Below are 22,100 nucleotides of genomic sequence, written 5' to 3'. Positions count from 1 at the left end.
TTATTCGAAGTGGAAGATTAAGGAAACGTTTCGGGTAGTCATTCTGTCGATCAGCGGACTGTACTCTCCACCAGCAGTACTCTTCTGGTCCATGAGTCCGTGAGAGTAGCGCAGCTCAGGCGCAAACTTAAAAAATGGATAAAAGATATCCAGCCCCACGCCATACTCTACAGATAAGTCGTTGCGGTTAACCTGCAGCAGGTTGCCATTCTGGGTATGGGTTGTATTGCCTAGCATACGGCTGGCTTTTACACCACCCACCATGTACATCCTGAAGTTGCCGCGGCGTTTCGCTCTGTATTTGAGCAATAGGGGCAGCTCGATCACGGGTGAGGCAAACGTAGTGTTATCGAAGTTTCCGCCTTCTTCGCCTTCCACATTTCTTTCAAAGTCGATGCTACGGCCATAGAAGCCCACACCAGGTACGAAACGGGCGTCTAAGTACTCAAACAGGCGCACGTTCAACACCAGACCAGGATAAAATCCCAGGCTATTCATCGTGTTTACTTTCGTGCCGTTAGCAACCTGATTCGCATAATCCTGCGAGTGCTCAATGTAGTACTTCGAATAAGACATACCCAGGTAAAATCCGTAGTGTATGCGCTTTTCGTCATAGCCTGGTTTGTTTTCGCCCATTACTTTCTGGTTCTGAGCCTGTACCTGCGTGGTACCTGCCATCAAAACAAAAAGAAGTACCGCAAAACTTATTTTTTGCCGGTGTAGATGGAGCTGATGCCAAATGTGAGTGAATGCCATTTTGTTTGTTTAAAGCCAACTTCTTCAAAGATACTCAGGAATTCCCTGCCGTCCGGGAAAGCCTGCACCGACTCGGGCAGGTAGGTATAGGCGGCACGGTCCTTAGAAACGAATTTACCTACCATCGGTAGTATATTCTTAAAATAAAATTGATACAGCTGTTTCATCGGGAAGCTCTGCGGCTTGGAAAACTCCAGCACCACGGCTGTACCGCCCGGCTTGAGCACACGTCGCATCTCCGACAGGCCCTGCTTCAGGTTTTCGAAGTTACGCACCCCAAACGCTACCGTGATCGCATCAAAACTGTTGTCCTCAAATGGCAGGTTCTCAGAGTCGCCATAACGCAGCTCGATCTTATTTGTCAGCCCCTTGCGCTTCAGCTTTTCACGTCCCACGGCCAGCATCCCTTCCGAAATGTCAACACCCGTAATTTTATCAGGGTTGAGGCTCAGTGCTTCAATTGCAAAATCGGCTGTGCCAGTTGCAATGTCCAGCATTTGCTTCGGCTTCTCGGCTTTGAGCAGGCTCACGGCCTTTTTGCGCCAAACAATGTCGATGCCAGCACTCAGGAAGTGGTTCAGAAAATCGTATTTGCCCGCAATGTTGTCAAACATTTGCGCAACCTGCGATTTCTTGTCGTTATTCTGGTCTTTGTAGGGTACTACCGCCATGGGTTATGCTTATGTAATAAAAGAACAAAAATACTGTACCTGTAACTATTATGCACAGTATATGTTCCATTATTATAAAAAAACAGGCTGAGCGTGTGCCCAGCCTGTTTTTTATTTATTCAGCATGATTGCTCAGGTTAGTTTACAGGCACTTCCTGCTGTGTATCCTGGCGCTGGATGATTCTGAACTCAGTTCTTCTGTTCAGCTGCATGTTAGCAGAAGAGTTGTTTGGCGCTGTAGGACGGCGCTCACCGTAGCTTACAGTTACCAGTCTGCGTGGAGAGATGCCCTGCTGCACCAGGTAATCGAAGGCAGCGTTGGCACGGTTTTCACCGAGTGTCATGTTATATTGTTCACTTGCACGTGAGTCAGTATGACCTTCGATGCTTACGTTCACATTAGGGTTGGCTTTCATGAAGGCTGCTACGGCATCCAGCTCACGAATAGACTCAGCACGCAGTTCGTACTTGTCGGTGTCGTAGTAGATGTTCTTGAACTCCATGGTAGCGGCCTTGTCTGTAGTTGTGCCTCTATCTGCCAACGTAGGTGCTGAAGTTACACGCGTAGTGTCATCACCGAAGTCGATGTAGAAGTTCTGCTCGATAGTAGTCGTATCGTTCAGCACCATTGGCATTTCGAAAGACTCTGTCGTTAATACTTCACCATCCTTAGTGATCTCTACCTGGTACGTACGGCCAGAAAGAACACGCAGGTCGTACAGACCGTCTTCCTGCTTGGTTACGTCACGGTAAGAGATCGGACGCTTGTCAGCCTGCTGACCGTTGAACACAAGCTCCAGGCCAGGTATAGCCAGGCTGTCATTAGAAGCATACACACGACCCGTCACACGGGCAGCACGGATATAGTTGATGGTGTAGATATCCTTTTCGCCGTAACCACCGATGCGGTAAGAAGACAGGTAAGCATAGCTTCCGTCCGGGCTCAGGCGGTAGTAAGTATCATCGTCTGGTGTGTTAACCGGATAACCCAGGTTCTCAGGACGGGCAAAACGCTTCGCAACTGAGTCGTAACGGGCCACGAAGATGTCATAGCCACCCATGGAGTTGTGACCGCGTGAAGCGAAGTATAGCGAACCGTCAGCTGCCATGTACGGGCTGTCGTCGTCAAACTTGGTGTTGATAGCGGCACCTACGCTGCGTGGCTTGCCCCACTCACCGTTGCGCTGACGCTGCGACACATAGATGTCCAGGTCACCGTCTTCAGAGTAGTGGCTGGTAGAGAAGTACAGGCGCTGGTTGTCTGGTGTAATGAAAGCATCAGACTCAAAGTCGGCTGTGTTGATGTTAGAACCAATGCTCTTGGCATCGCCCCATGAGCCATCCGCCTGACGCTCAGAGTACATGATGTCACCGTTGTTTACAGAACGGTACAGCAGCATTTTGGTATCGTTGTCGAACAGCTGGATAGAAGCATCGTGGCCAGAGCTCTTCAGGTTACCAGCGATAGAGCGTGGCTGCTCCCACTCGTCACCCTGGATACGGCGCGTTTCGTAGATATCTTCAAAGTACTCACCGTCAGAAGCTTTAGAGCCACTCTGGTTGTTACCGGCACTGCGTGAAGTGAAAAGCAGGTAATTGTCGTCAGAAGAGATTACCGGGCTGTGCTCAGAGAACTCAGAGTTTACTACACCACCCAGGTTCTTTACAAAGATGTCTTTCGGGTTAGCTACCTCTTTCTGTGCGTTGCGGCTCTGCTGGATCAGCATGGCCACTTCCTCACGACGCCAGTCATCACGCTTACGGATATTCGGGATATACGCCTGGTAATGCTTGATGGCATCGTCGAAACGGTAGTTGATGTGGTTGATACGGCCCAGCCAGTACTCAATATCACGATCAACGTTAGGCTTTACAGACTGTGCTTTGTTGATGTATTCTGCTGCTTTCTCCTTATCGAAAGTCATGTAGCTGATACCCGCAAAGTAGAGGGCCTCAGCGTTGTTTGGGTCATTGGCCAGCACTTGCTCATAATATGGCAGGGCAGCGCGGTAGTTTTCACGGTCAAAAAATTTGTTTCCAGTCCGTACCAGCTTTCTGTTGCTCTGGGCGTCTACTGTGTAAGCACTCACACAGGTAACCGCCAGCGCTAATGAAAGCCGTGAAAATAATTTGGCTAAATTATTCATGCTGTAAAGGGTTTGTTATACTTATTGATTGTATGGAAATATGTATTAATCTTTTCTTGAAGAACGTAGTAAAGGTCTCTCCGCCCAATTGATCAAGTATGCTGGCGGTTTACTCCCTTTATTCTATTGTGTTATTTTCTTTCCTTCCCACCTCCCAACAACTTCCCCCTTACGCTACTATCGCTACAATAGATACACTAATATCTATTTTTATATACTGACACAGTAACCCAATTCAAGAACAGAGAGCAAATATATTAAAATATACATATAAACTATATAGCTTTCTTGATTATTTATTAAAACGATTTTATATTTCATCTAACTTATATGCCCTCCCCCGCCTGTGAAGCCCGCGCTACAGCCTGGCTGAAATTAAGTTTGCCAAAATAATAGTAATTTTGACAAATAAGCTATGTGCTCATATCCCGGGCACTTCGCACATCGTAAATTATAATTGCCACATCAGCAAGTCAACTACAGGCTTGGTGACTTAAGCTAGCAACTGCATGGTTATCAAAGAAGCAAAATTTTTAATAAGTAATACCCGGGTTGACTTATGCCCGGAACCTAACAAACCGGAGTATGCCTTTATCGGCCGCTCCAATGTGGGCAAATCCTCGCTCATCAACATGCTTACCGAGCAGAAAGGGCTGGCCAAGACTTCCCAGTCTCCGGGCAAAACACAGCTCATCAACCATTTCCTGATCAATGACCAGTGGTACCTGGTCGATTTGCCAGGCTACGGCTATGCCAAAGTGAGCAAGGAGTCGCGGGAGCAGTGGCGCAAGATGATCAATTATTACATGCAGAAGCGGGAAAACCTCACCTGCGTGTTTGTGCTCATCGACTCGCGGCACGAGCCCATGAAGGTTGACCTCGACTTTATGCAACATCTGGGCGAGCTCGGCGTTCCTTTTGTGATCGTGTTCACCAAAACCGACAAGCAGTCAGCCACCAAGACCGACTCAACCATAGCCGCGTATGCCCGTAAGATGCAGGAAACCTGGGATGAACTTCCCCGCATGTTCAAAACCTCTGCAGAAAAAAGAACAGGTCGCGAAGAGATCCTTCAATTTATAGAAGAGGTAAACGCACAGGTGCAATACTAATTGCCACAGGGTATGCGGTTTGGGGGAAGACTTGCCAGGTGTGCACCAACTCAAACTTAAATTCTTTACCCTTATGAAAAGTAGAATCTCAATTTTGTTTCTTTTATTTGCCTTTATGACCTTTGCCGCTTCTGCTCAATCAGCCGACACGGCAACGGAAAAGGAAGTATGGATGCCGTCCAAGTCTATACCTGTGGCGGAGTACTACAAAGGTGGCCAGGAGGCCATGTATAAGTTCATCGACAAGCAGATACAGTACCCGGCTCTGGCCCGCCGCAACCGGGTGCAGGGCGAGTGCATCGTCAGCTTTACGCTGAATGAAGACGGCTCCACCTCAGGCTTCAGAGTGCTGAAAAATGCAGGCGCAGGCACCGGAGAGGAGGCCTTGCGAATTGCCAAGATGCTGAAATTCAAAGCACCCGGCCCCGGCTTCGGCATGGTGGCCAGTGTGCCCATAATGTTTAAACTATAACCAACAGTTTTATACCTGATTATGCCTATTGATTTAAGACAAGTTGCAGCCATTGCCGGCATGAGCGGACTTTACCGCATCGTAAAGCCAACACGCAATGGCGTAATCGTAGAGAGCCTTTCTGACAAGCCTACCCGCATGGTAGCCCAGGCGCGTCACCGCATGTCGCTGCTGGACGAGATCTCGATCTACACCAACGACGAGGAAGCAACCGTGCCCTTGGCTGATGTGATGGACCGCATCCACCAGAAATATAACGGGGAGCTGCCTTTCGGCGACAAGCCATCTGATGAGGAGCTGAAGAGCTTTATGTCGGACGTGCTGCCTGACTATGACGAAGACCGCGTGTATGTTTCTGACATGAAGAAACTCGCAGCCTGGTATAGCATTGCGAACCAGCACATTGGTTTTACAGCAGGCGAGGAAGCTGCTTCAGAGGAAAGCGGCGAAGAAGCCGAAACAGAAGAAAAGGCTGAATCAAAGGCAAAAAAAACCAAAAAGTAAAATCCAACCCATAGAAAAGCCCTCCTGTCCGGAGGGCTTTTTTTTATCGCTATACCTTACGCTTACAGCTATGACTTACTCTCCTGCCCTACTTGCAAGTGCCGCACGACAGCTGCAACGGGTGTTTGAATCAGAGCACCGGCTGCCTTCCCAGGAAAACGACTTAATACAGGAGGTGTCCCGCATGGTGCTATACCTGCTCCGGCATAACCTGAACCAGCTCCTGCATATACTTTACCGCATCGATGTGGAGGAGCGTAAAGTAAAACAGGCTATGCTCGCGGCCTCCGAAGAAGAAGTAGCCGAAAACATAGCCCGTTTGATTGTGGAGCGCGAACTGCTTAAAGCTCAGATCCGCTTCCGGTATAGCCAGAATTAATTAGCTGTAACCTCCTCTTTTTTATTCACTTCCGCTTTCATGAACGCCTCCACCTTATCTACCATTTCGGCAGATCCGATGATCAGCGGAGAGCGCTGGTGCAATTCGGTTGGCTCTACTTCCATGATGCGGCTCTTGCCGTCAGACGCCTTGCCACCTGCCTGCTCTGCAATGAAAGCCAAGGCGTTGCACTCGTACAGCAGACGCAATTTGCCGTTAGGCGCTTTGGCTGTAGACGGATAAATGTATACCCCGCCCTTGATCAGGTTACGGTGGAAATCAGACACCAGCGAACCGATGTAGCGACCCGAGTAACCGTTCTCTTTGCAATAGCTCAGGTAGTTTTTGATGCCCTCCGGGAAGCTGTTGTAACCACCCTCGTTGCAGGAGTAGATCGTGCCTGTTTCTGGGGTGCGCATATTCGGGTGAGAAAGGAAAAACTCGCCCAGCGATGGCTCATAAGTAAAGCCATTCACGCCATGACCTGTCGTATACACCAGCATCGTAGAAGAGCCGTATACGACATAGCCAGCTGCGATCTGGTGAGTGCCGTTCTGCATGCAGTCTTCCATCGTACCCTCTGTGCCTACCTCAGACACACGGCGGTAAATAGAGAAGATGGTACCGATAGACACGTTCACGTCGATGTTAGAAGAGCCGTCCAACGGGTCAATGGCCACAATATACTTGCCTTTGAGGTTGCCTGTATGAATGATTTCGTCCTCTTCCTCTGAAATGATGGCACACACCTCGCCTCCGTTACGAAGGGCGCGTATGAAGCGGATGTTGGCGATCACGTCGAGTTTCTGCTGTTCTTCTCCCTGCACGTTCTGCTGACCGTAGGCACCTGTCACATCGATCAGGCCGGCACGGTTAATTTCACGGTTTACAATCTTGGCTGCCAGGGCTATGTCGCGCAGCAACTGCGAAAGTTCTCCGGTCGCAAAAGGGAAGTCCTCCTGCTTTCTCATGATAAACCTGTCAAGTGTGGTACCGACAGGAAGCGCTAGTTTGTCATTCATTATGGTGAAATTTAAATATATAGCTACAAAAATATGATATTTTGAAACATAACCGAAGGATACTTACATTTACGCAGTAATAGTCTCAATTGATGAAAGTATTTAAGTTTGGTGGCGCTTCTGTAAAAGATGCCGTTGCACTGCAAAATCTGGCTCACATTGTATCCGCGCAGGGCGGCGAAAAAGAACTGCTTCTGGTTGTGTCCGCTATGGGCAAAACGACCAATGCCCTGGAACAGGTATACGAACTGGCCACTGCGGGGCAAAGTTTCAGCGAAGCCCTTCTGCAGAGCCGCCAATACCATCTATCTATTGTTAATGAGCTTTTTCCGAACCGGGAACACCCTGTATACGAACGACTCGAACATCTGTTCGCTCAATTGCAGCAGGTGCTGCAGTCTTCTAAAGGCCAGCCAGCCTCCAATTACGACAAAGGCTATGACCAGGTGGTGAGTTTTGGTGAGTTAATATCTTCTGTTATAGTGCATTATTTTTTGCAGGAACAAGGTATAGCCAGCACCTGGATAGACAGCCGGAAATATATCCAAACAGATAATACTTGGCGGGAAGCCCGCGTAGACTGGGCCTGGACGGAGCGCGTGATCAAACGCGATTTGCCAGGTATACTGGCGCAACAAATTATCGTGACGCAGGGCTTCTTGGGTGGCACCAACAATGGCCTCACCACGACCCTTGGCCGCGAGGGCTCTGATTTCAGCGGTGCCATCTTTGCTTACTGCCTCGATGCAGCAGGACTTTATATCTGGAAAGACGTAGCCGGTCTGCTCAACGCTGACCCAAAGCGCTTTGCCAATACCGTGCGCTACCGCGAGTTGGACTACCAGGAGACAGTCGAAATGGCTTACTACGGTGCATCCGTGATTCACCCGAAGACGATCAAGCCGCTGGCCAATAAGTCAATCCCACTGTATGTAAAATCCTTCCTGGACCCGACGGCCAAAGGCACCAAGATCTGTGACTGCCGCTTCGAGAAACTGGCGCCGGCATTTATTGTGAAAGACAAACAGTGCCTGGTATCCTTCAGTGCCAAGGACTTCACCTTCATCAGCGAAAAGAACCTGGGTACCATTTTCAATGCTTTGTCGGAGCTGCGGCTCAAGATCAACCTGATGCAGAACTCGGCTATTTCGTTTTCGATCTGTACTGATTACAATGATGAGCGACTGCAGAAGCTACTGGACACATTAAAAGATCAGTTCACGATCCATTACAATACAGGGCTCCAGCTGTTCACGATCAAGAACTACGACAACGCTAGTATACAGGAAATCACCAAAGGCAAAGAGGTGCTGCTGGAACAGCGGACCAGAACGACCTTTCAGGTAGTCTGTAGGTAATTTCAATAAGCATTCATAATAAATCCTTGCCTACCCCCCTGCCCCTTCTTAACCTTTAAGAGGGCCCCTACCCACTACTGTTCGAAACCTTTAAAACGGGCTCTACAAGGCATCTAAGCTAGTTTCTACCAATTAAAACTGTCCCCTTGAGGGGACTAAAGGGGGAGTTCTGTAGGCCGAAGACCATTCAGAGCAGAAACCAAATAGCAAAACAGCAGCCTTTTACACCCCTATGGTCCCCTCAAGGGGACAGTTTCGCTTCCTGTATTCAGCCTCAATGGCCAGATAACAATTCTTCCACAGGTTTCTAACAGTAGTGGCCCCTACCCGGGAGGGGAACCTCACACATAATACTATCTCAGCAAATGCTCAGGTCATTCTAGTTTCTTAGTCTTTCAATTCCCCTTTTTCTGATTTCTTCAAAAGCCGTAACTTAGTCCGAAACTAACATCGACTAAACTATGGAATTTATACTTGTTACCCCACAGGCCCGTCCGCATGTAGCCCTTATCCAGCTGAACCGCCCCAAAGAACTTAATGCCCTGAACCTGCAGTTGATGGGCGAAATGCGCGACGCTCTGAAAGAGCTGGACGATAATGACGATGTGCGTGCGATCATCATCACGGGCAACGAGCGTGCCTTCGCTGCTGGTGCCGACATCAAGCAAATGGCTGGTAAAACGGCTATCGACATGCTTAACATCGACCAGTTCTCTACCTGGGATCAGATCCGCAAAACCAAGAAACCCATCATTGCAGCTGTATCAGGTTTTGCGCTGGGTGGCGGCTGTGAACTAGCTATGACCTGTGACATGATCGTAGCCTCAGAAACGGCACAGTTTGGCCAGCCAGAGATCAAGATCGGGGTAATGCCGGGTGCTGGCGGAACGCAGCGCCTGACCAAAGCCATCGGCAAAGCCAAAGCCATGGAAATGGTACTGACCGGCAAGTTCATGAGTGCCGACGAAGCTGAGAAGCATGGTCTGATCAATCGTGTGGTGCCGGTGGAGCTATACCTGGAAGAAGCTTTTAAACTGGCTGGTGAAGTAGCTCAGATGTCGCCGGTAGCTGCTAAGCTGGCCAAAGAATCCGTGAATCGCTCTTTTGAAACCAACCTCGATGAAGGCCTCCACTTCGAGCGCAAGAACTTCTACCTTTGCTTCGCCTCCGAAGATCAAACCGAAGGCATGAACGCCTTTGTAGAAAAGCGCAAGCCGGAGTTTAAGGGACGCTAATTTGAGTTGAGGAGTTTGAGAGTTGAAGTGTTTAGGAGTTAAACTCTTCTTACCATTTCGAATGCAATGAGAAATCTGAAATAGTGTAATACTCTATCCAGATTTCTCATTGCATTCGAAATGACATGTATTATTAACACGCTCGTTCTCATCCCGCGAGTGTGCGTAATTCGGCAGCATCCCACCACCTGTGCCTGAGACACAAATGAAAGCGGCCAGAGTCCGCCTGATAGCTCACACTCGCGGGACGCGAGCGAGGGCATAGTCAGCTATGGCAAGTGTATACTTCTGACAGGTCCCATTTGTCCCTACAGGCGAACGGTAGTATTTCTTAGCTCACGATGTTGCCGAGTTATGTCACTCCAGATTCGATCTCCCAATTCCTTAACTCTCTAACACCTATACATCTTTCCCACCCAAAGTTCCCCCATTCACGAACAACTTTTAGTGCTTCACTTTTAATTCTTAGAGAGAAGCTATACCTTTGCGGAACTATTCCTAGTTAAGAATCATTCTTATCTGCAGTATGCAACACCTGACCCGAGACGAAATACGACAAAGCCTGATTGAGTGCGGCCTGAAGGCCACGCACCAGCGCATTGTTGTGCTCGAAGCGGTAACAGAGTTGCACGGGTCACATCCGACGGCAGAGGATATCTTTCAGCGATTAAGACCGGCTAACCCAACGATCTCGCTGGGCACGGTCTACAAAACGCTGGACACCTTTACCGAAACAGGTATGCTGCGACGGGTGGTGTCAGAACAGGGCAGCAAGCGTTACGACTCCAATACGATGACGCATAGCCATATCTATTGCAGCAAGACCAAGGAGATCGTTGATTTTGAGGACGAGGAGTTGGAGCAGTTACTGCTCAAGTTCTTTAGTGAGCGAAAGCTCGAGAACTTCGAGATCAAAGGCTTTTCGGTGCAGCTGACAGGATGCAAAGTGGAGCCCGACAAAAAGATTAGTATTACAAGAGTATCTAAATAGATTTTTTCAAAACCCAATAAAAACACAACAAAATGGCAGTATTAGTAGGTAAAAAAGCACCTTCTTTCAAAGCTACAGCTGTAGTTAACGGCGAATTCGTAGAGAACTTTTCACTTGACCAGTACATCGGCAAGAAGCACGTGGTATTCTATTTCTACCCAATGGACTTCACTTTCGTTTGCCCTACTGAGATCATCGCATTCCAGGACAGAATGGAAGAGTTCGATCGTAAGAACGTAGCCGTAGTTGGTTGCTCTACCGACACGCATTTTTCTCACTTCGCATGGTTGAACACACCACGTAACCAAGGTGGTATCGAAGGTGTTGAGTATCCGCTGGTAGCTGACGCTGCCAAGACGATCGCTCAGAACTTCGACGTGCTGGCTGGTCACTACGACTACAACGAGGAAGGCGAAGCAATCTTCGTAGGTGAGCCGGTTGCTTACCGCGGCCTGTTCCTAATCGACAAAGAAGGTGTAGTTCGTCACCAGGTAGTTAACGACCTTCCGCTTGGCCGTTCTATCGACGAGGCCCTGCGTATGGTAGATGCCCTGCAGTATTTCGAAGAGAAAGGCGAAGTTTGCCCAGCCAACTGGTCTGAAGGCAAAGAAGCGATGAGCGCTACAAAAGAAGGCGTATCTAACTACCTTGCAAAGCACTAAGCTTTAGATAGCATTAAGCATAAAAAAGCCCTGGCAGTAGCCGGGGCTTTTTGTTTTAGAGCAGGTCAAAGGCGTACAAGCTTTCCACTATCCTTCACAAGCCAGGCCCGATCGGCCTCGTCCAGTATGTTTTCTTTATTGTCAGAGTAGGCTTCTACAATTCTGTAAGGTTTCCCATTGAAGTGCTTATCCAGGCGCTTGATCTTTTCTTCGTCCTTGCAGGCTTTGCCTTGTACTATATAGGTTTCTCCGTTATACCTGGTTTGTGTTCCGAAAAACAGATCAACCGGGTATAGCTCGAACAAAGGCTTCACGTATACCTCCAATGCTCCGGTGGCGCAGATGACTTGAATACCCTCCTGCTTATACCTGTCCAGTTTGGCTTTTATTTCTTCATTGAACTCGTCGGGAAACTCTTGTTGCCAGAACTCACGGGCGTATTGTTCTACCTGTTTGGGAGGGATGTTGTCGAGGTAGTTGAAGAAATTCTCTTTAAACTCCGTCATCCGGATCTGGTGCAGCTTGAGGAGCACCTTGTAGTAGATCATCTGGAAATAGTAGGCCAGTTTGTGGGGCTTCTTTCTACTGATGAACTTAAAGAATTCTTCTTTGGAGCTCTTATTATAGAAGGTGCCGTTCAGGTCGAACACCACGACTTTTATCTCGTTTTGCTTGTTTTCTGTCATACCAAGATGAGTTTATACCTGTTGAGCAGGTATGGGGTTTACGGAAAACAGCCAGGCAGGGCTATACCTTCTACAGACGCAGTGCCTACAACAACTTGACCAGGCCTATACCTGCGAAGGTAGCCAGCAAGCCCAGCAGTACACTTGCCAGCATGTACGCTATCGCATGCCCGTACTGCGCTGCCTGCAGCATGTGAACAGACTCCAGTGAGAAAGCAGAGAAAGTAGTAAAACCACCCAACACGCCAGTCACCAGGAAAAGGCGCCACTCAGGACCCACGGAGCTTTTGGAAAGCAGCGCAAATAGTAAGCCCATCAAAAAGCAGCCAATCAGGTTAACGCCCAAGGTGCCGAAAGGGAAAGCAATAGTAGCACGGCTTTGTATAAAAAGGGTGAGCAAGTAACGTGTGACACCCCCTATAAAGCTCCCTGCTCCTATGGCTAAAAGTATCTTCATGTAGTAATGACTGGTTCTGAGAGTATAAAAGTAGGGTTTTCTATACCTTCTGCAAAAGGATAGTCAGAATGCGCGGTATACCGGTGCGGTCGTTGTCATCAAAATATTCGTTCAAGGCAACCAGTTTCAGGCTGTACTGTCTGGCCATCTGCACAAACTCCGATACGTGGTAGGTATAGCATGCCACCTCCTGCCGTCCCTCTTCTGTGCCGAAGCGGGCCTTGGTGCCGGTGTATTGCTTGAAAGGATGCAGTTCGCCGATGTAGACGTAGCCTCCGGGCTTTAGGACCGCTGCCGTTTGATCAAAAATAAAATCCAGTTGTGAGATATGTTCCAGCACCAGGCTGAAGGTAACAAGATCGTATACCTGCGTGGCGAACTGCCAAGGCTGTGTGATGTCGGCTTGTTGAAACGCAACTTTGTTGGAGCTCACTTTCTTTCGGGCCCGCTCCAGCATTTCGAAAGACAGGTCCACCGCCGTAACATGCATGGCCTTACGCACCAGCCACTCCGTGTTTTTGCCTGTACCGCAGCCAATTTCCAGGCATGCCTCAAAGGGCACATCAGCCAATGTAGCCCGCAAAGCTGAGGCTTCCAGATCGCGGGTGCGGTTCTTGTTGGTGTCGTACTGCGCGGCCCAACTGTTATAGGCTTCTTCTACGGTCATAGGTCTTTCAGCATCCAAATGTTGCAGGCGTAGTGTCCCGAGTTGCCTAGGGCATGTGGTATGGGCCTGAAGCCTGCTTTCTCATACATTGATACGGCTTTGGCCAGTTCCGGGAACGACTCCAGGTATAGCTGGGTATAGCCGAGTTCCCGGGCAGCTGCTATACTCTGCTGCATCAGTTGGTGCCCTATCCCCTGGCCTCTGCAGCAAGGTAAAATTTCACCAGCTCGGCACAGCCTTCTGGCAGGCCATTGGTGGGGTATACGCCACATCCGCCAATGATGGCACCATTCTCTTCGGCCACAAAGTAGGCGCTGCCAGGTTGCTGAAATAGCTCGTACAAAGAATCGGTGGTCGGGTCGGTATACACGGTGCCGGGCTTGTCTATCTTAAACTCACGGAAAACCTGCCGGATCAAAGTGGCCAATGGCTCGTTGTCGGATGGATGTATGGGGCGGATAATGGGAGGCATGCGGTGTGTTATTTGGTTATTTTCTCCTCATCCTGATTCACAGGATTCAGCACAGGCAAATGAATGTTAAACTTCTCGGCCACTATCCGAACCAGTATCACGACGGAGGCAGCAAGCAATTCCGTCACGCTCGTCGGAAGGTTAATCTGTGTACACAAAAAGTAAATGAGTCCGCCGGCGACACAGGCCAGCGCATAAATATTGCGGCGCAGCAGGAGCGGTACTTCGTTCAAGAGCACATCCCGGATAAGGCCACCGACGGAACCTGTAATAGTCCCCATGACAATCGCCACCCAGAATGGAAGTTGCGCCTCCAGGCTTTTGCTGATGCCCACCACCGTAAACAGCCCCAGCCCGATGGCGTCGAATAGAAACAGCGTACTCCCCAACCGGAAAATTTTGTCTTTGAACAGCAAAGCCGCCAGAAGCGCGACACCGGTTGTGAGGAAGTAGGTGCCGTTCAGCATCCAAAAAGGCGTTACGCCCAGCAGCAAATCTCGGGTGGTACCTCCACCAATAGCCGTAACCAAGCCAATGATATAAGCCCCAAACCAATCAATGTTCTTACCCGAAGCCAGCCTGATGCCGCTTATCGCGAAAACGAAGGTTCCGATTAGGTCAATGGCGGTGATGAAGAGTCCTTCCAAGGGGGGTGTTGATTAATGGGGTATCTAGAAATATAAGGCTCTTAATAGTGGAGAGTGACTATTGGTTCGTGTATAATGTGGGCAAAGCATAGCTGAAGCCTGGATTTTGAACCTTGTTATGTGCTGTTATTTTATTCTTTTGAAGGTTTTAATAACATTTCTTACATCAGTCATAGCATTTTTACTTTCAGCTAAATAGGTCCCTACAAAAAGGTAATAACCACCATTATCATCAAATAAAATTACTTGATACATTTCTTCGTTTTCCCTATCATTATTCTTTGCAAAGAGTTCAAATCCTTTTAGATTATCTAATTCTATTTCGTTAATACCCTTACTCGGAATTATAGAATAATCTTCAGGATACTTTTTTAATCTTGAAATACAAAAAAGCTTCTTATTGCTTATTTCAATATTGGAAAATGATTTGTCAGTTATTAAAGTCGCTTTATCTTCACTTTGTGTAGGTGTTTTTAGATCTCGATTAAACAGCATTCCGTTCCCTATAACCGAATGAAACTTCAAAGAGCCAGCATTTTCATCTAATTTATAATTCAATGCTTCTCTAGGGTTGCTTTCCAATTTAGAGTCGACAAAAGTCGTCAAAATACTTTCTTCAATTTTCTTACCTAGTTGTAATGAATCTTTTTGGTAAATCCCGTTTATGAGTGTGCTTGATTTATCGTTGCCATAAATCAAAATTTGCTTTGAAAATATTAGACCGTTAGCAGGTTGATCTAACTCAATTAGTAAACCATTGTATTCAGCAACTTTAACTTCTTTTAAGGATTTCAATTCCATACCTTTTGTTTTGAGCATTTCAGAATTGAATCCTTTTGATACTTCTGAATATGGTCCAGGAATTTCTAGCACCATAATCATAGTCGTTTGATCTTTTGAATTTTGGAAACCTTTAAAATTACTCGAAGGCTCAAAAGAAACAGGGGGAATCATAAATATATTTGTTCCTTTAATCTGAATGTAATTTTTAGACTTTTCTTTTTGCAGTGCTTGTCCAAACCCAATTAATGAAATTGACAGAAACAATGTCGTTAATTTAATCTCTTTTATCATCTGTTTTCTTTGTTCTAATTTCACACAACTACTCTGCAATTACTATCGTGACGTTTATCCTACCAAATATAGAGTATCTGCGTAACTTCACAAGTAATTCCTCTCCTTTCACAAAGTACAGGCCTCTTACTACTATCGCTTTAGAATACCCTATATTTGTAACGTGAAGGCAATTCCCCGACCTCACAGTGTTTATCAAACCTGTGAGTGTCTGGATAGGGCCTTTGCTTTGAAGCACCAAGACACTCACAGGTCTTTGAGACACTGTGAGGTCATTGCCAGAAATAACATTTGAAACTACTCTACGACATCGGACTGAAGGCTTACCAGGCGGCTATTGCGGTGGCAGCGCCTTTTCACCAAAAGGCGAAGCTGATGCAGGAAGGGCGTGCGGGACAGTTTGAGCGGATGGCGCAACAACTGCAGGGCAACACGGCTTCGACGGTGTGGTTTCATTGCGCATCGCTGGGGGAATTTGAGCAAGGACGACCTGTTATCGAGGCTTTCAAAGAGGCGTTCCCAAGGTATAAGGTGGTGCTCACGTTCTTTTCGCCTTCGGGCTACGAAGTGCGCAAAAACTATGCTGGGGCCGATTACATCTTTTACCTGCCGCTCGACAGCCACAGCAATGCCAACCGCTTTTTGGATATCATAAAGCCGAAGCTGGCGGTGTTTGTGAAGTACGAGTTCTGGCACTACTACCTGCAGGCTATGCAAGAGCGGGCTATACCTGTGCTTTCTATTTCGGCCATCTTCCGTCCTGACCAAGTCTTTTTCAAACCCTACGGCGGCTTCAACCGCAGCATATTGCAGCGCTTCACCCATATCTATACCCAAAACGAGGCTTCGCTGAAACTTCTTCAAGGTATAGGTATAAGCAAAGCCAGCATTGCCGGCGACACCCGTTTCGACCGTGTGTTGCAGACGGCTGCGAGTGTGAAGACTATACCTGTGGTGGAGGCTTTTGCGCAGGGTAAGGCGGTATTTATGATCGGCAGTAGCTGGCCCGCGGATATCGACGTGCTCTTGCCGCTGATTCAAAGGTATAGACAAGATATACAGTTCATCATCGCCCCACACGAGATTCACGAAAGCGGGATTAGTCAGCTGATGCAACAGCTCGGCGAGGGTGCTGTGCGCTTTTCGCAGGCTACGGAAGCGGACGCGAACAGGTATAACGTGCTGGTGATTGATAATATCGGTATGCTCTCGTCGCTTTACAGCTACGGCACCTATGCTTACATTGGCGGGGCTTTTGGCAAAGGGCTGCACAACACGCTGGAGGCGGCTGTTTTTGGACTGCCGCTGTACTTCGGACCGAAATTCGATAAGTTTCAGGAGGCGAAGGATTTGGTGGCATTGGGTTGTGCTTTCCCGATCAACAACGCGGAAGAGCTGCTGCAGGCTTTTGAGCGGGTGCATACCACATCTGGGCTGCGCCAAGGTATAACCAACAAAGAAAAAACTTACGTACACGAACAGGCGGGTGCCACGGTCAAAATCATGGCCGACGTGCGCCAGCTGTTGAAATAAAACGAATGAAAGGAGTTGTAGTAAAATCGACGGGGTCGTGGTATTTGGTGCGTGACGAGGAGGGCAAGCTGCACCGGGCTCGTCTGCGCGGCAAGTTCAAGCTCAAAGGCATGAAAGTGAGCAACCCGCTGGCTGTGGGCGACCGTGTGGAGTTCGACGTGGAAACCACCGGCGAAGACACCGCTGTGATTCACAAAATCGAAGACCGCGAAAACTACATCATCCGCAAATCCACGCATAAGGCCGAGCACGCCCACATCATCGCTGCCAACCTCGACCAAGCCCTGCTTATCGCCACATTGGTGTCGCCGCGTACCTCCTTTGGCTTCATCGACCGCTTCTTGGTAACGGCCGAAGCTTACGGTATACCTACCGTGATCGTGTACAACAAAACCGACCTCTACGATGAGGATATGCAGGAGTACCAGCGGCAGATCGCCTACCTGTATGAGCGCATTGGCTATAAAGTGATGGCCGTATCGGCGCATACCAACGAAGGTATAGACGAGCTCAAAGAGCTGCTGCACGGCAAAACTTCCCTCTTCTCCGGCCACTCCGGTGTGGGCAAGTCCACACTTATCAACCTGATTGTACCTGACCTCGACCTAAAAACCTCCGAAATATCCGGCTTCTCCGACAAAGGCGTGCACACCACCACCTTCGCTGAGATGTTTGAGATCGACCCTGAAACCTTCATCATCGACACGCCCGGCATCAAAGAGCTCGGCATCGTCGACATCCCCAAACAGGAACTCGGCCACTTCTTCCCCGAAATGCGCGAGCGCCTCAACCAATGCCGCTTCAACAACTGCACCCACTTCAACGAACCCGGCTGCGCCGTAGTAGAGGCCGTCCGTAAAAACGAAATCGCCTTAACCAGGTATGAGAGCTATCTGAGCATCATGCATGGGGAAGATAATAGAAAATAGATCCAGTTTGGGAGTTTGAGAGTTGAGGAGTTTGAGAATGGTTGTGTAGGGATAGGTCGCGACCTATTCGGATTGTGCACAGGTATAGTTTGTCAGAATCAGGATTTTCAGGATTAAAGAGGGCCCCTACCCCCACGGATTGACAGGATTCTTGTGAACAATTAACCCACCCCTACCCCCTTCGCAGGGTAGGGCTGCTAAGTTCTGTTCGTAATTCTCCCCTTGAGGGGATTATAGGGGTGTAAATTCGGTGCTAAATTGCCATTAGCGGATTTACTTACGATGCATCCGCAGCCTCAACACCCCTCTACGCTCCCCTCAAGGGGAGAATTTGCTAGAACTTAACAGCCCTACCTTCGCATTGGGGATCGGATCAAACCTCCCCTAGCCCCTTCTTTTCTAAGGTGGAGAGTTAGCCACTGCCATTGTGCAGGTATAAGCTTCAAAGTTTTTGTCAAAGATCAAAATGACCACTGGCAGGTAAAGCAAGACTAACTCACACGCTGGCTATAAAACAGAAAGCGCTGTCTTGTGCGCAAACGACGATTTTTTGTTTGAGCGGTCAGCGAGTTCAAAATCGTCTTGATTTTTTTGCTTACTTTTTTCATCAAGGAAAAAAGTAAGGCCCGCCCGGCCAGGGCATACCCACCCCGCCGCACAGGCGAAAAGCCTGCTGCAAGCAAAACCTTAACTACAACCACCCCTCCCACGTTATTACAAAAATCAAAACTCACCTCTACCACTATGAAAATCGAAAACGCGAATATCCTGATCACAGGCGGCACACTCGGCATCGGCTATGCCACAGCCAGACTACTCATTGAACACGGCGCAAACGTAGCCATTACAGGTCGTGACGAGAAACGAACGCACAAAGCAGCCAGGGAACTCGGTGCCATGCCGATCACAGCTGATGTGGCGAATCCGGATGACGTAAAGCAGACTTTTAAAACCTTCATGAATGAGTATGGCAGGTTGGATGCCTTGATAAACAATGCGGGGATCGGCTACTCTAAAAGACTAGAGGATGTGTCGCTGGAAGACTTTCAGCAGATCTATAGCGTCAATGTGTTTGGAGCGGCCATGATGGGCAAGCGGGCGGCTGAGATCTTCAAAAAACAGAACTACGGCAACATCATCAACATTGGCTCTACAGCTGCTACCAAAGGTTATGACGGCGGCACAGTATACGCCTCTTCTAAGTTTGCCTTACGCGGCATGACACAGTGCTGGCAGATGGAACTGCGCCCCTACAATGTGCGGGTTATGTTGCTAAATCCGAGCGAGGTTACCACTGCATTTGGGCGTGAAGAACGGGAAGAGCGCGATAGCCAGCCAAACAAACTACGCGGTCGTGAGATTGCGCGTGCGATCAAAGGAGCGCTGGAACTCGATGACAGGGGCTTTATACCTGAAATGGCTGTCTGGGCGACAAATCCTTTCTAAGCTTACAGGATAGTTTCTTCTACTGGCACGAGTACCTTGTCTATTGTATGCAGCACACCATTGCTGCTCATTCCATCAGGATCCTCAATCATAGCACTGTCAATGCGTACATTGCTATTGCGCTTTGTGACCTTCAGCTGTCGTCCTGCTGCTGTTTTCAGAATGGCGCCGTCCTGCAGGTCGCTCGTGGTCAGCTTGCCTGCTATAATGTGATTGTTGAGCACTTGCTGTAGCATCTCCCGGTGATCTGGACTATTCAGGTTGTCGCGCAAACTATCAGGCAAGGCCTGAAAGGCTGCCTCGGTGGGGGCAAACACAGTATAGGGACCCGTGCCACTCAGACTTTTTGTAACGCCGGCTGTGCGTAAAAGCGAGCTGAAAGTATTCAGGTCACTGTTGGCTGCTACATTATCGAGTAAACTGCGCTCCGATACACGGGCCGCCTCAGTGCTACCTGGAATCTGGCGGGCTGTGCTGGCTTGCGGCTCAACAGGTCCATTCGTCTGCAGGGTATTGGGGCTTTCCTGAAGGTCGGCTTCGTTTCCAGTTTGGGTATCCTTGGGCTGATCACAGGCAGTAAGCAGCAGCATGGCGAGCCCAAACAGGGTTAATATGTAGGAATTTGCTTTCATAGTAGGCTCAGGTTTTAGTCTAATTCAGGGGTCGCGCTATAGTACAATTACTGTTTTAAGGCGCTTCAAGTTTTAGCAAATACCAAGCCAGTCGCCTCTTCAGCCAAATCGGGAGGTTGGTCGACTGGCCCTCAATAAATATTTTCCGTACTTTTGTACTTGTTAGTATTACATTATTTCAAACAAATAGAATTATGAGAACTGCAGAAATCCATACCGGTAAAGGCGTCATGAAAGTAGAGTTTTATGAAAAAGACGCTCCTAAGACGGTAGAGAACTTTATAAAGCTTGCCAAAGATGGCTTTTACGATGGCCTTACCTTTCACCGCGTTATTCCTGACTTCGTGATACAGGGTGGCTGCCCGAACTCACGCGAAGGTGCTAAAGGCGTACCTGGCACAGGTGGCCCGGGCTACAAAATCGATTGTGAACTGACCGGTGAGAACCAGTACCATGACCGTGGCGTGTTGAGCATGGCGCATGCTGGCCGCAACACTGGTGGCTCACAGTTCTTTATTGTGCACAGCCGCAAAAACACGGCGCACCTGGACCGCAACCATACCTGCTTCGGTAAGGTGATAGAAGGCGTGGACGTGATTGACCAGATCAGAGCCAATGACAGAATTGAAAAGATTGTTGTGAACGAGGAAGCATAAGCTCTACCACACATCTTGATACCTTAAAAGACCGCACCAGTTGCGGTCTTTTTCTTTTACAAAACTGCTATACCTGGCTCTGCTGCCCATTAAATTCTGGAATTGAGATATTCCGGCCGTTTCTGAAGGATTTTGCTTAATTTTACCTGACGTGGGCATACTTAGCGGGCTCTATGGCGGCGCCATACCTGATATTTTGCCTGCACGCATTAATCTGAACCTTACACCAAACATGGGTGGGCTCGTTTAAATTGCCTGCCACCAACCTGTTTATGAAGAAGTTAGCCCTGCACTGGCAGATTCTTATTGGTATGGCCCTCGGGGTAGCATGGGGAATCTCTGCCAGCTCCTTCGGCCTTATCGAGTTCACTGCCGACTTTATCAAACCCTTTGGTACCATCTTTATCAACCTGCTGAAGCTGATTGCGGTGCCATTGGTACTCGTATCGCTGATAACGGGGGTGGCCAGTTTGAGTGATGTAAGCAAGCTCTCGCGCATTGGCACCAAGACCATCGGTATGTACATCATGACCACTATCGTGGCAGTTGTGCTAGGCTTGGTCATTGTGAACCTGGTGGAGCCGGGCAAGGCTTTCTCACCTGAAAAGCGGGAAGAGTTTAAGTCGCAGTTTGCAGCTACTACGGAGCAGCGCTCATCCGACGCAGCCGCAGTAGAACAGCAGGGCCCTTTGCAGGCGCTGGTCGATATTGTACCGGACAATATTTTTGGGGCGATGACCAATAACAGCAGCATGCTGCAGGTGATCTTCTTCGCACTTCTTTTTGGCATCGCACTTATTATGATTCCCAAAGATAAGTCCGCCCCTATCAATGCCTTTTTCGACGGTGTCAACCTGGTTATACTCAGGATGGTAGACATCATTATGATGGCGGCTCCCTATGGCGTGTTTGCCCTACTGGCCGGACTGGTAGTGGATTTTGCCGGAGATGATCCGGGCGCTGCCGTTGAGCTCCTGTTGGTGTTGGGCTACTATGGCCTGGTGGTGATTGTAGGCCTTGGCATTATGATGCTGCTAGTATACCCTGCCCTGGTAGTCACTATCGGCAAAACCAAATACACCGACTTCTTCAAAGGTATCTTCCCGGCGCAGATGCTGGCGCTTTCCACTTCCTCCAGTGCGGCCACACTGCCTGTTACCATGGAGCGTTGTGAGGAGCGACTGGGCATCAACCGTGAGATCACCAGCTTTGTGCTGCCATTGGGGGCTACCATCAACATGGACGGTACCAGTCTGTACCAGTCGGTGGCTGCTGTGTTCATAGCGCAGGCCTATGGCATGGACCTCGACCTGATGACGCAGCTGGGCATTGTGATGACAGCGACGCTGGCCTCTATTGGGGCAGCTGCCGTGCCGGGTGCCGGTGTGGTGATGCTTGTGATCGTGCTGCAGCAGGCAGGCATCCCAATCGAGGGTATCGCCCTGATCCTGGCCCCTGACCGTATTCTGGATATGCTCCGTACTACTGTCAACGTAACCGGCGATGCAACAGTAGCCATGGTGATCGCCCAAACAGAAGGTCAGTTGCACCCGCCATCACTGGAAGACGTCGGCTTGCACGACTAACAAATT

Annotated in this window: 23 protein-coding genes and 1 pseudogene; 13 read left to right on the top strand and 11 right to left on the bottom strand. The window is 48.9% G+C overall.

From position 1 onward, the window contains the following. The 3 genes from Q1A54_RS04205 to Q1A54_RS04195 form a co-directional block, all read right to left on the bottom strand. Nucleotides 1–678 (bottom strand): porin family protein, encoded by a 678-nt coding sequence (locus tag Q1A54_RS04205; protein WP_299985278.1) that lies wholly within the window; start codon nucleotides 676–678, stop codon nucleotides 1–3. A 26-nt stretch (nucleotides 679–704) separates the two neighbouring features. Continuing rightward, nucleotides 705–1,427 carry a bifunctional demethylmenaquinone methyltransferase/2-methoxy-6-polyprenyl-1,4-benzoquinol methylase UbiE gene (gene ubiE / locus Q1A54_RS04200; RefSeq protein WP_007658259.1) on the bottom strand — a complete coding sequence of 241 codons (723 nt, stop codon included), beginning with the start codon at nucleotides 1,425–1,427 and terminating at the stop codon, nucleotides 705–707. A gap of 137 nt (nucleotides 1,428–1,564) precedes the next feature. Continuing rightward, the gene (locus Q1A54_RS04195; protein ID WP_299985276.1) at nucleotides 1,565–3,574 is read right to left on the bottom strand and encodes an OmpA family protein; all 2,010 of its coding nucleotides are present in this window, start codon (nucleotides 3,572–3,574) and stop codon (nucleotides 1,565–1,567) included. 509 nt (nucleotides 3,575–4,083) lie between these two features. On the opposite strand from Q1A54_RS04195, the gene yihA reads away from it, so the two are divergent. The 4 genes from yihA (at nucleotide 4,084) to Q1A54_RS04175 (ending at nucleotide 6,041) form a co-directional block, all read left to right on the top strand. Then, a complete protein-coding gene (gene yihA, locus Q1A54_RS04190; protein WP_007658261.1) occupies nucleotides 4,084–4,686 on the top strand; it encodes a ribosome biogenesis GTP-binding protein YihA/YsxC in 603 nt (200 codons plus the stop codon). Between the two features lie 73 nt (nucleotides 4,687–4,759). Next, nucleotides 4,760–5,158 carry an energy transducer TonB gene (locus Q1A54_RS04185; RefSeq protein ID WP_196114460.1) on the top strand — a complete coding sequence of 133 codons (399 nt, stop codon included), beginning with the start codon at nucleotides 4,760–4,762 and terminating at the stop codon, nucleotides 5,156–5,158. A gap of 21 nt (nucleotides 5,159–5,179) precedes the next feature. Further along, the gene (locus Q1A54_RS04180; protein WP_196114459.1) at nucleotides 5,180–5,662 is read left to right on the top strand and encodes a DUF5606 domain-containing protein; all 483 of its coding nucleotides are present in this window, start codon (nucleotides 5,180–5,182) and stop codon (nucleotides 5,660–5,662) included. Between the two features lie 70 nt (nucleotides 5,663–5,732). Beyond that, nucleotides 5,733–6,041, top strand: coding sequence for a hypothetical protein (locus Q1A54_RS04175; protein ID WP_196114458.1), 309 nt, complete (start codon nucleotides 5,733–5,735; stop codon nucleotides 6,039–6,041). Here Q1A54_RS04175 and fbp read toward each other — a convergent pair. Then, nucleotides 6,038–7,063 (bottom strand): class 1 fructose-bisphosphatase, encoded by a 1,026-nt coding sequence (gene fbp / locus Q1A54_RS04170; protein WP_299985270.1) that lies wholly within the window; start codon nucleotides 7,061–7,063, stop codon nucleotides 6,038–6,040. The genes Q1A54_RS04175 and fbp overlap by 4 nt on opposite strands. 92 nt (nucleotides 7,064–7,155) lie before the next feature. On the opposite strand from fbp, the gene Q1A54_RS04165 reads away from it, so the two are divergent. The 4 genes from Q1A54_RS04165 to Q1A54_RS04150 all read left to right on the top strand — a co-directional run bounded on the left by Q1A54_RS04165 (nucleotide 7,156) and on the right by Q1A54_RS04150 (nucleotide 11,309). Continuing rightward, entirely contained in the window at nucleotides 7,156–8,421 is a 1,266-nt protein-coding gene (locus tag Q1A54_RS04165) for an aspartate kinase (protein WP_196114456.1), read from the top strand. A gap of 461 nt (nucleotides 8,422–8,882) precedes the next feature. Next, complete coding sequence (locus Q1A54_RS04160; protein WP_299704061.1) at nucleotides 8,883–9,656, top strand: enoyl-CoA hydratase-related protein; 774 nt, start codon at nucleotides 8,883–8,885, stop codon at nucleotides 9,654–9,656. 526 nt (nucleotides 9,657–10,182) lie between these two features. After that, nucleotides 10,183–10,647 carry a transcriptional repressor gene (locus Q1A54_RS04155; protein ID WP_196114454.1) on the top strand — a complete coding sequence of 155 codons (465 nt, stop codon included), beginning with the start codon at nucleotides 10,183–10,185 and terminating at the stop codon, nucleotides 10,645–10,647. Between the two features lie 32 nt (nucleotides 10,648–10,679). Next, the gene (locus Q1A54_RS04150; protein WP_196114453.1) at nucleotides 10,680–11,309 is read left to right on the top strand and encodes a peroxiredoxin; all 630 of its coding nucleotides are present in this window, start codon (nucleotides 10,680–10,682) and stop codon (nucleotides 11,307–11,309) included. A gap of 65 nt (nucleotides 11,310–11,374) precedes the next feature. Here Q1A54_RS04150 and Q1A54_RS04145 read toward each other — a convergent pair whose 3' ends face one another. The 6 genes and pseudogenes from Q1A54_RS04145 to Q1A54_RS04120 all read right to left on the bottom strand — a co-directional run bounded on the left by Q1A54_RS04145 (nucleotide 11,375) and on the right by Q1A54_RS04120 (nucleotide 15,312). Continuing rightward, the gene (locus tag Q1A54_RS04145) at nucleotides 11,375–11,995 is read right to left on the bottom strand and encodes an HAD family hydrolase (RefSeq protein WP_299985267.1); all 621 of its coding nucleotides are present in this window, start codon (nucleotides 11,993–11,995) and stop codon (nucleotides 11,375–11,377) included. An 85-nt stretch (nucleotides 11,996–12,080) separates the two neighbouring features. Then, nucleotides 12,081–12,452: a fluoride efflux transporter CrcB gene (crcB, locus tag Q1A54_RS04140; RefSeq protein ID WP_299985265.1), complete on the bottom strand. Its 372-nt coding sequence runs from the start codon at nucleotides 12,450–12,452 to the stop codon at nucleotides 12,081–12,083. 40 nt (nucleotides 12,453–12,492) lie between these two features. After that, on the bottom strand, nucleotides 12,493–13,119 hold the full coding sequence (locus Q1A54_RS04135) for a class I SAM-dependent methyltransferase (RefSeq protein WP_299985263.1): 627 nt from the start codon (nucleotides 13,117–13,119) through the stop codon (nucleotides 12,493–12,495). Beyond that, nucleotides 13,116–13,591, bottom strand: a pseudogene (locus Q1A54_RS04130) (GNAT family N-acetyltransferase). The gene Q1A54_RS04135 and the pseudogene Q1A54_RS04130 overlap by 4 nt, the downstream one beginning before the upstream one ends. A gap of 8 nt (nucleotides 13,592–13,599) precedes the next feature. Continuing rightward, the gene (locus tag Q1A54_RS04125) at nucleotides 13,600–14,238 is read right to left on the bottom strand and encodes a trimeric intracellular cation channel family protein (RefSeq protein ID WP_299985260.1); all 639 of its coding nucleotides are present in this window, start codon (nucleotides 14,236–14,238) and stop codon (nucleotides 13,600–13,602) included. 126 nt (nucleotides 14,239–14,364) lie between these two features. Beyond that, nucleotides 14,365–15,312 (bottom strand): hypothetical protein, encoded by a 948-nt coding sequence (locus Q1A54_RS04120; protein WP_299985258.1) that lies wholly within the window; start codon nucleotides 15,310–15,312, stop codon nucleotides 14,365–14,367. A gap of 291 nt (nucleotides 15,313–15,603) precedes the next feature. Between Q1A54_RS04120 and Q1A54_RS04115 the strand changes: the two genes are divergently transcribed. The 3 genes from Q1A54_RS04115 to Q1A54_RS04105 all read left to right on the top strand — a co-directional run bounded on the left by Q1A54_RS04115 (nucleotide 15,604) and on the right by Q1A54_RS04105 (nucleotide 19,220). Then, nucleotides 15,604–16,845 carry a glycosyltransferase N-terminal domain-containing protein gene (locus Q1A54_RS04115; RefSeq protein ID WP_299985256.1) on the top strand — a complete coding sequence of 414 codons (1,242 nt, stop codon included), beginning with the start codon at nucleotides 15,604–15,606 and terminating at the stop codon, nucleotides 16,843–16,845. A 5-nt stretch (nucleotides 16,846–16,850) separates the two neighbouring features. Continuing rightward, on the top strand, nucleotides 16,851–17,774 hold the full coding sequence (rsgA, locus tag Q1A54_RS04110) for a ribosome small subunit-dependent GTPase A (protein WP_196114444.1): 924 nt from the start codon (nucleotides 16,851–16,853) through the stop codon (nucleotides 17,772–17,774). Nucleotides 17,775–18,518: 744 nt separating this feature from the next. Beyond that, complete coding sequence (locus Q1A54_RS04105; protein WP_196114443.1) at nucleotides 18,519–19,220, top strand: SDR family oxidoreductase; 702 nt, start codon at nucleotides 18,519–18,521, stop codon at nucleotides 19,218–19,220. Nucleotides 19,221–19,222: 2 nt separating this feature from the next. Here Q1A54_RS04105 and Q1A54_RS04100 read toward each other — a convergent pair whose 3' ends face one another. Beyond that, nucleotides 19,223–19,852, bottom strand: coding sequence for a fasciclin domain-containing protein (locus Q1A54_RS04100; protein WP_299985251.1), 630 nt, complete (start codon nucleotides 19,850–19,852; stop codon nucleotides 19,223–19,225). 194 nt (nucleotides 19,853–20,046) lie between these two features. On the opposite strand from Q1A54_RS04100, the gene Q1A54_RS04095 reads away from it, so the two are divergent. Next, on the top strand, nucleotides 20,047–20,508 hold the full coding sequence (locus Q1A54_RS04095; protein ID WP_299985250.1) for a peptidylprolyl isomerase: 462 nt from the start codon (nucleotides 20,047–20,049) through the stop codon (nucleotides 20,506–20,508). Nucleotides 20,509–20,780: 272 nt separating this feature from the next. Continuing rightward, on the top strand, nucleotides 20,781–22,094 hold the full coding sequence (locus tag Q1A54_RS04090; RefSeq protein WP_299985248.1) for a dicarboxylate/amino acid:cation symporter: 1,314 nt from the start codon (nucleotides 20,781–20,783) through the stop codon (nucleotides 22,092–22,094). Nucleotides 22,095–22,100 lie beyond the last annotated feature (6 nt).

Origin of the sequence: uncultured Pontibacter sp., from assembly GCF_947502515.1 — a bacterium.
Lineage (GTDB): Bacteria > Bacteroidota > Bacteroidia > Cytophagales > Hymenobacteraceae > Pontibacter.
This window is presented reverse-complemented; position numbering and strand designations above follow the sequence as displayed.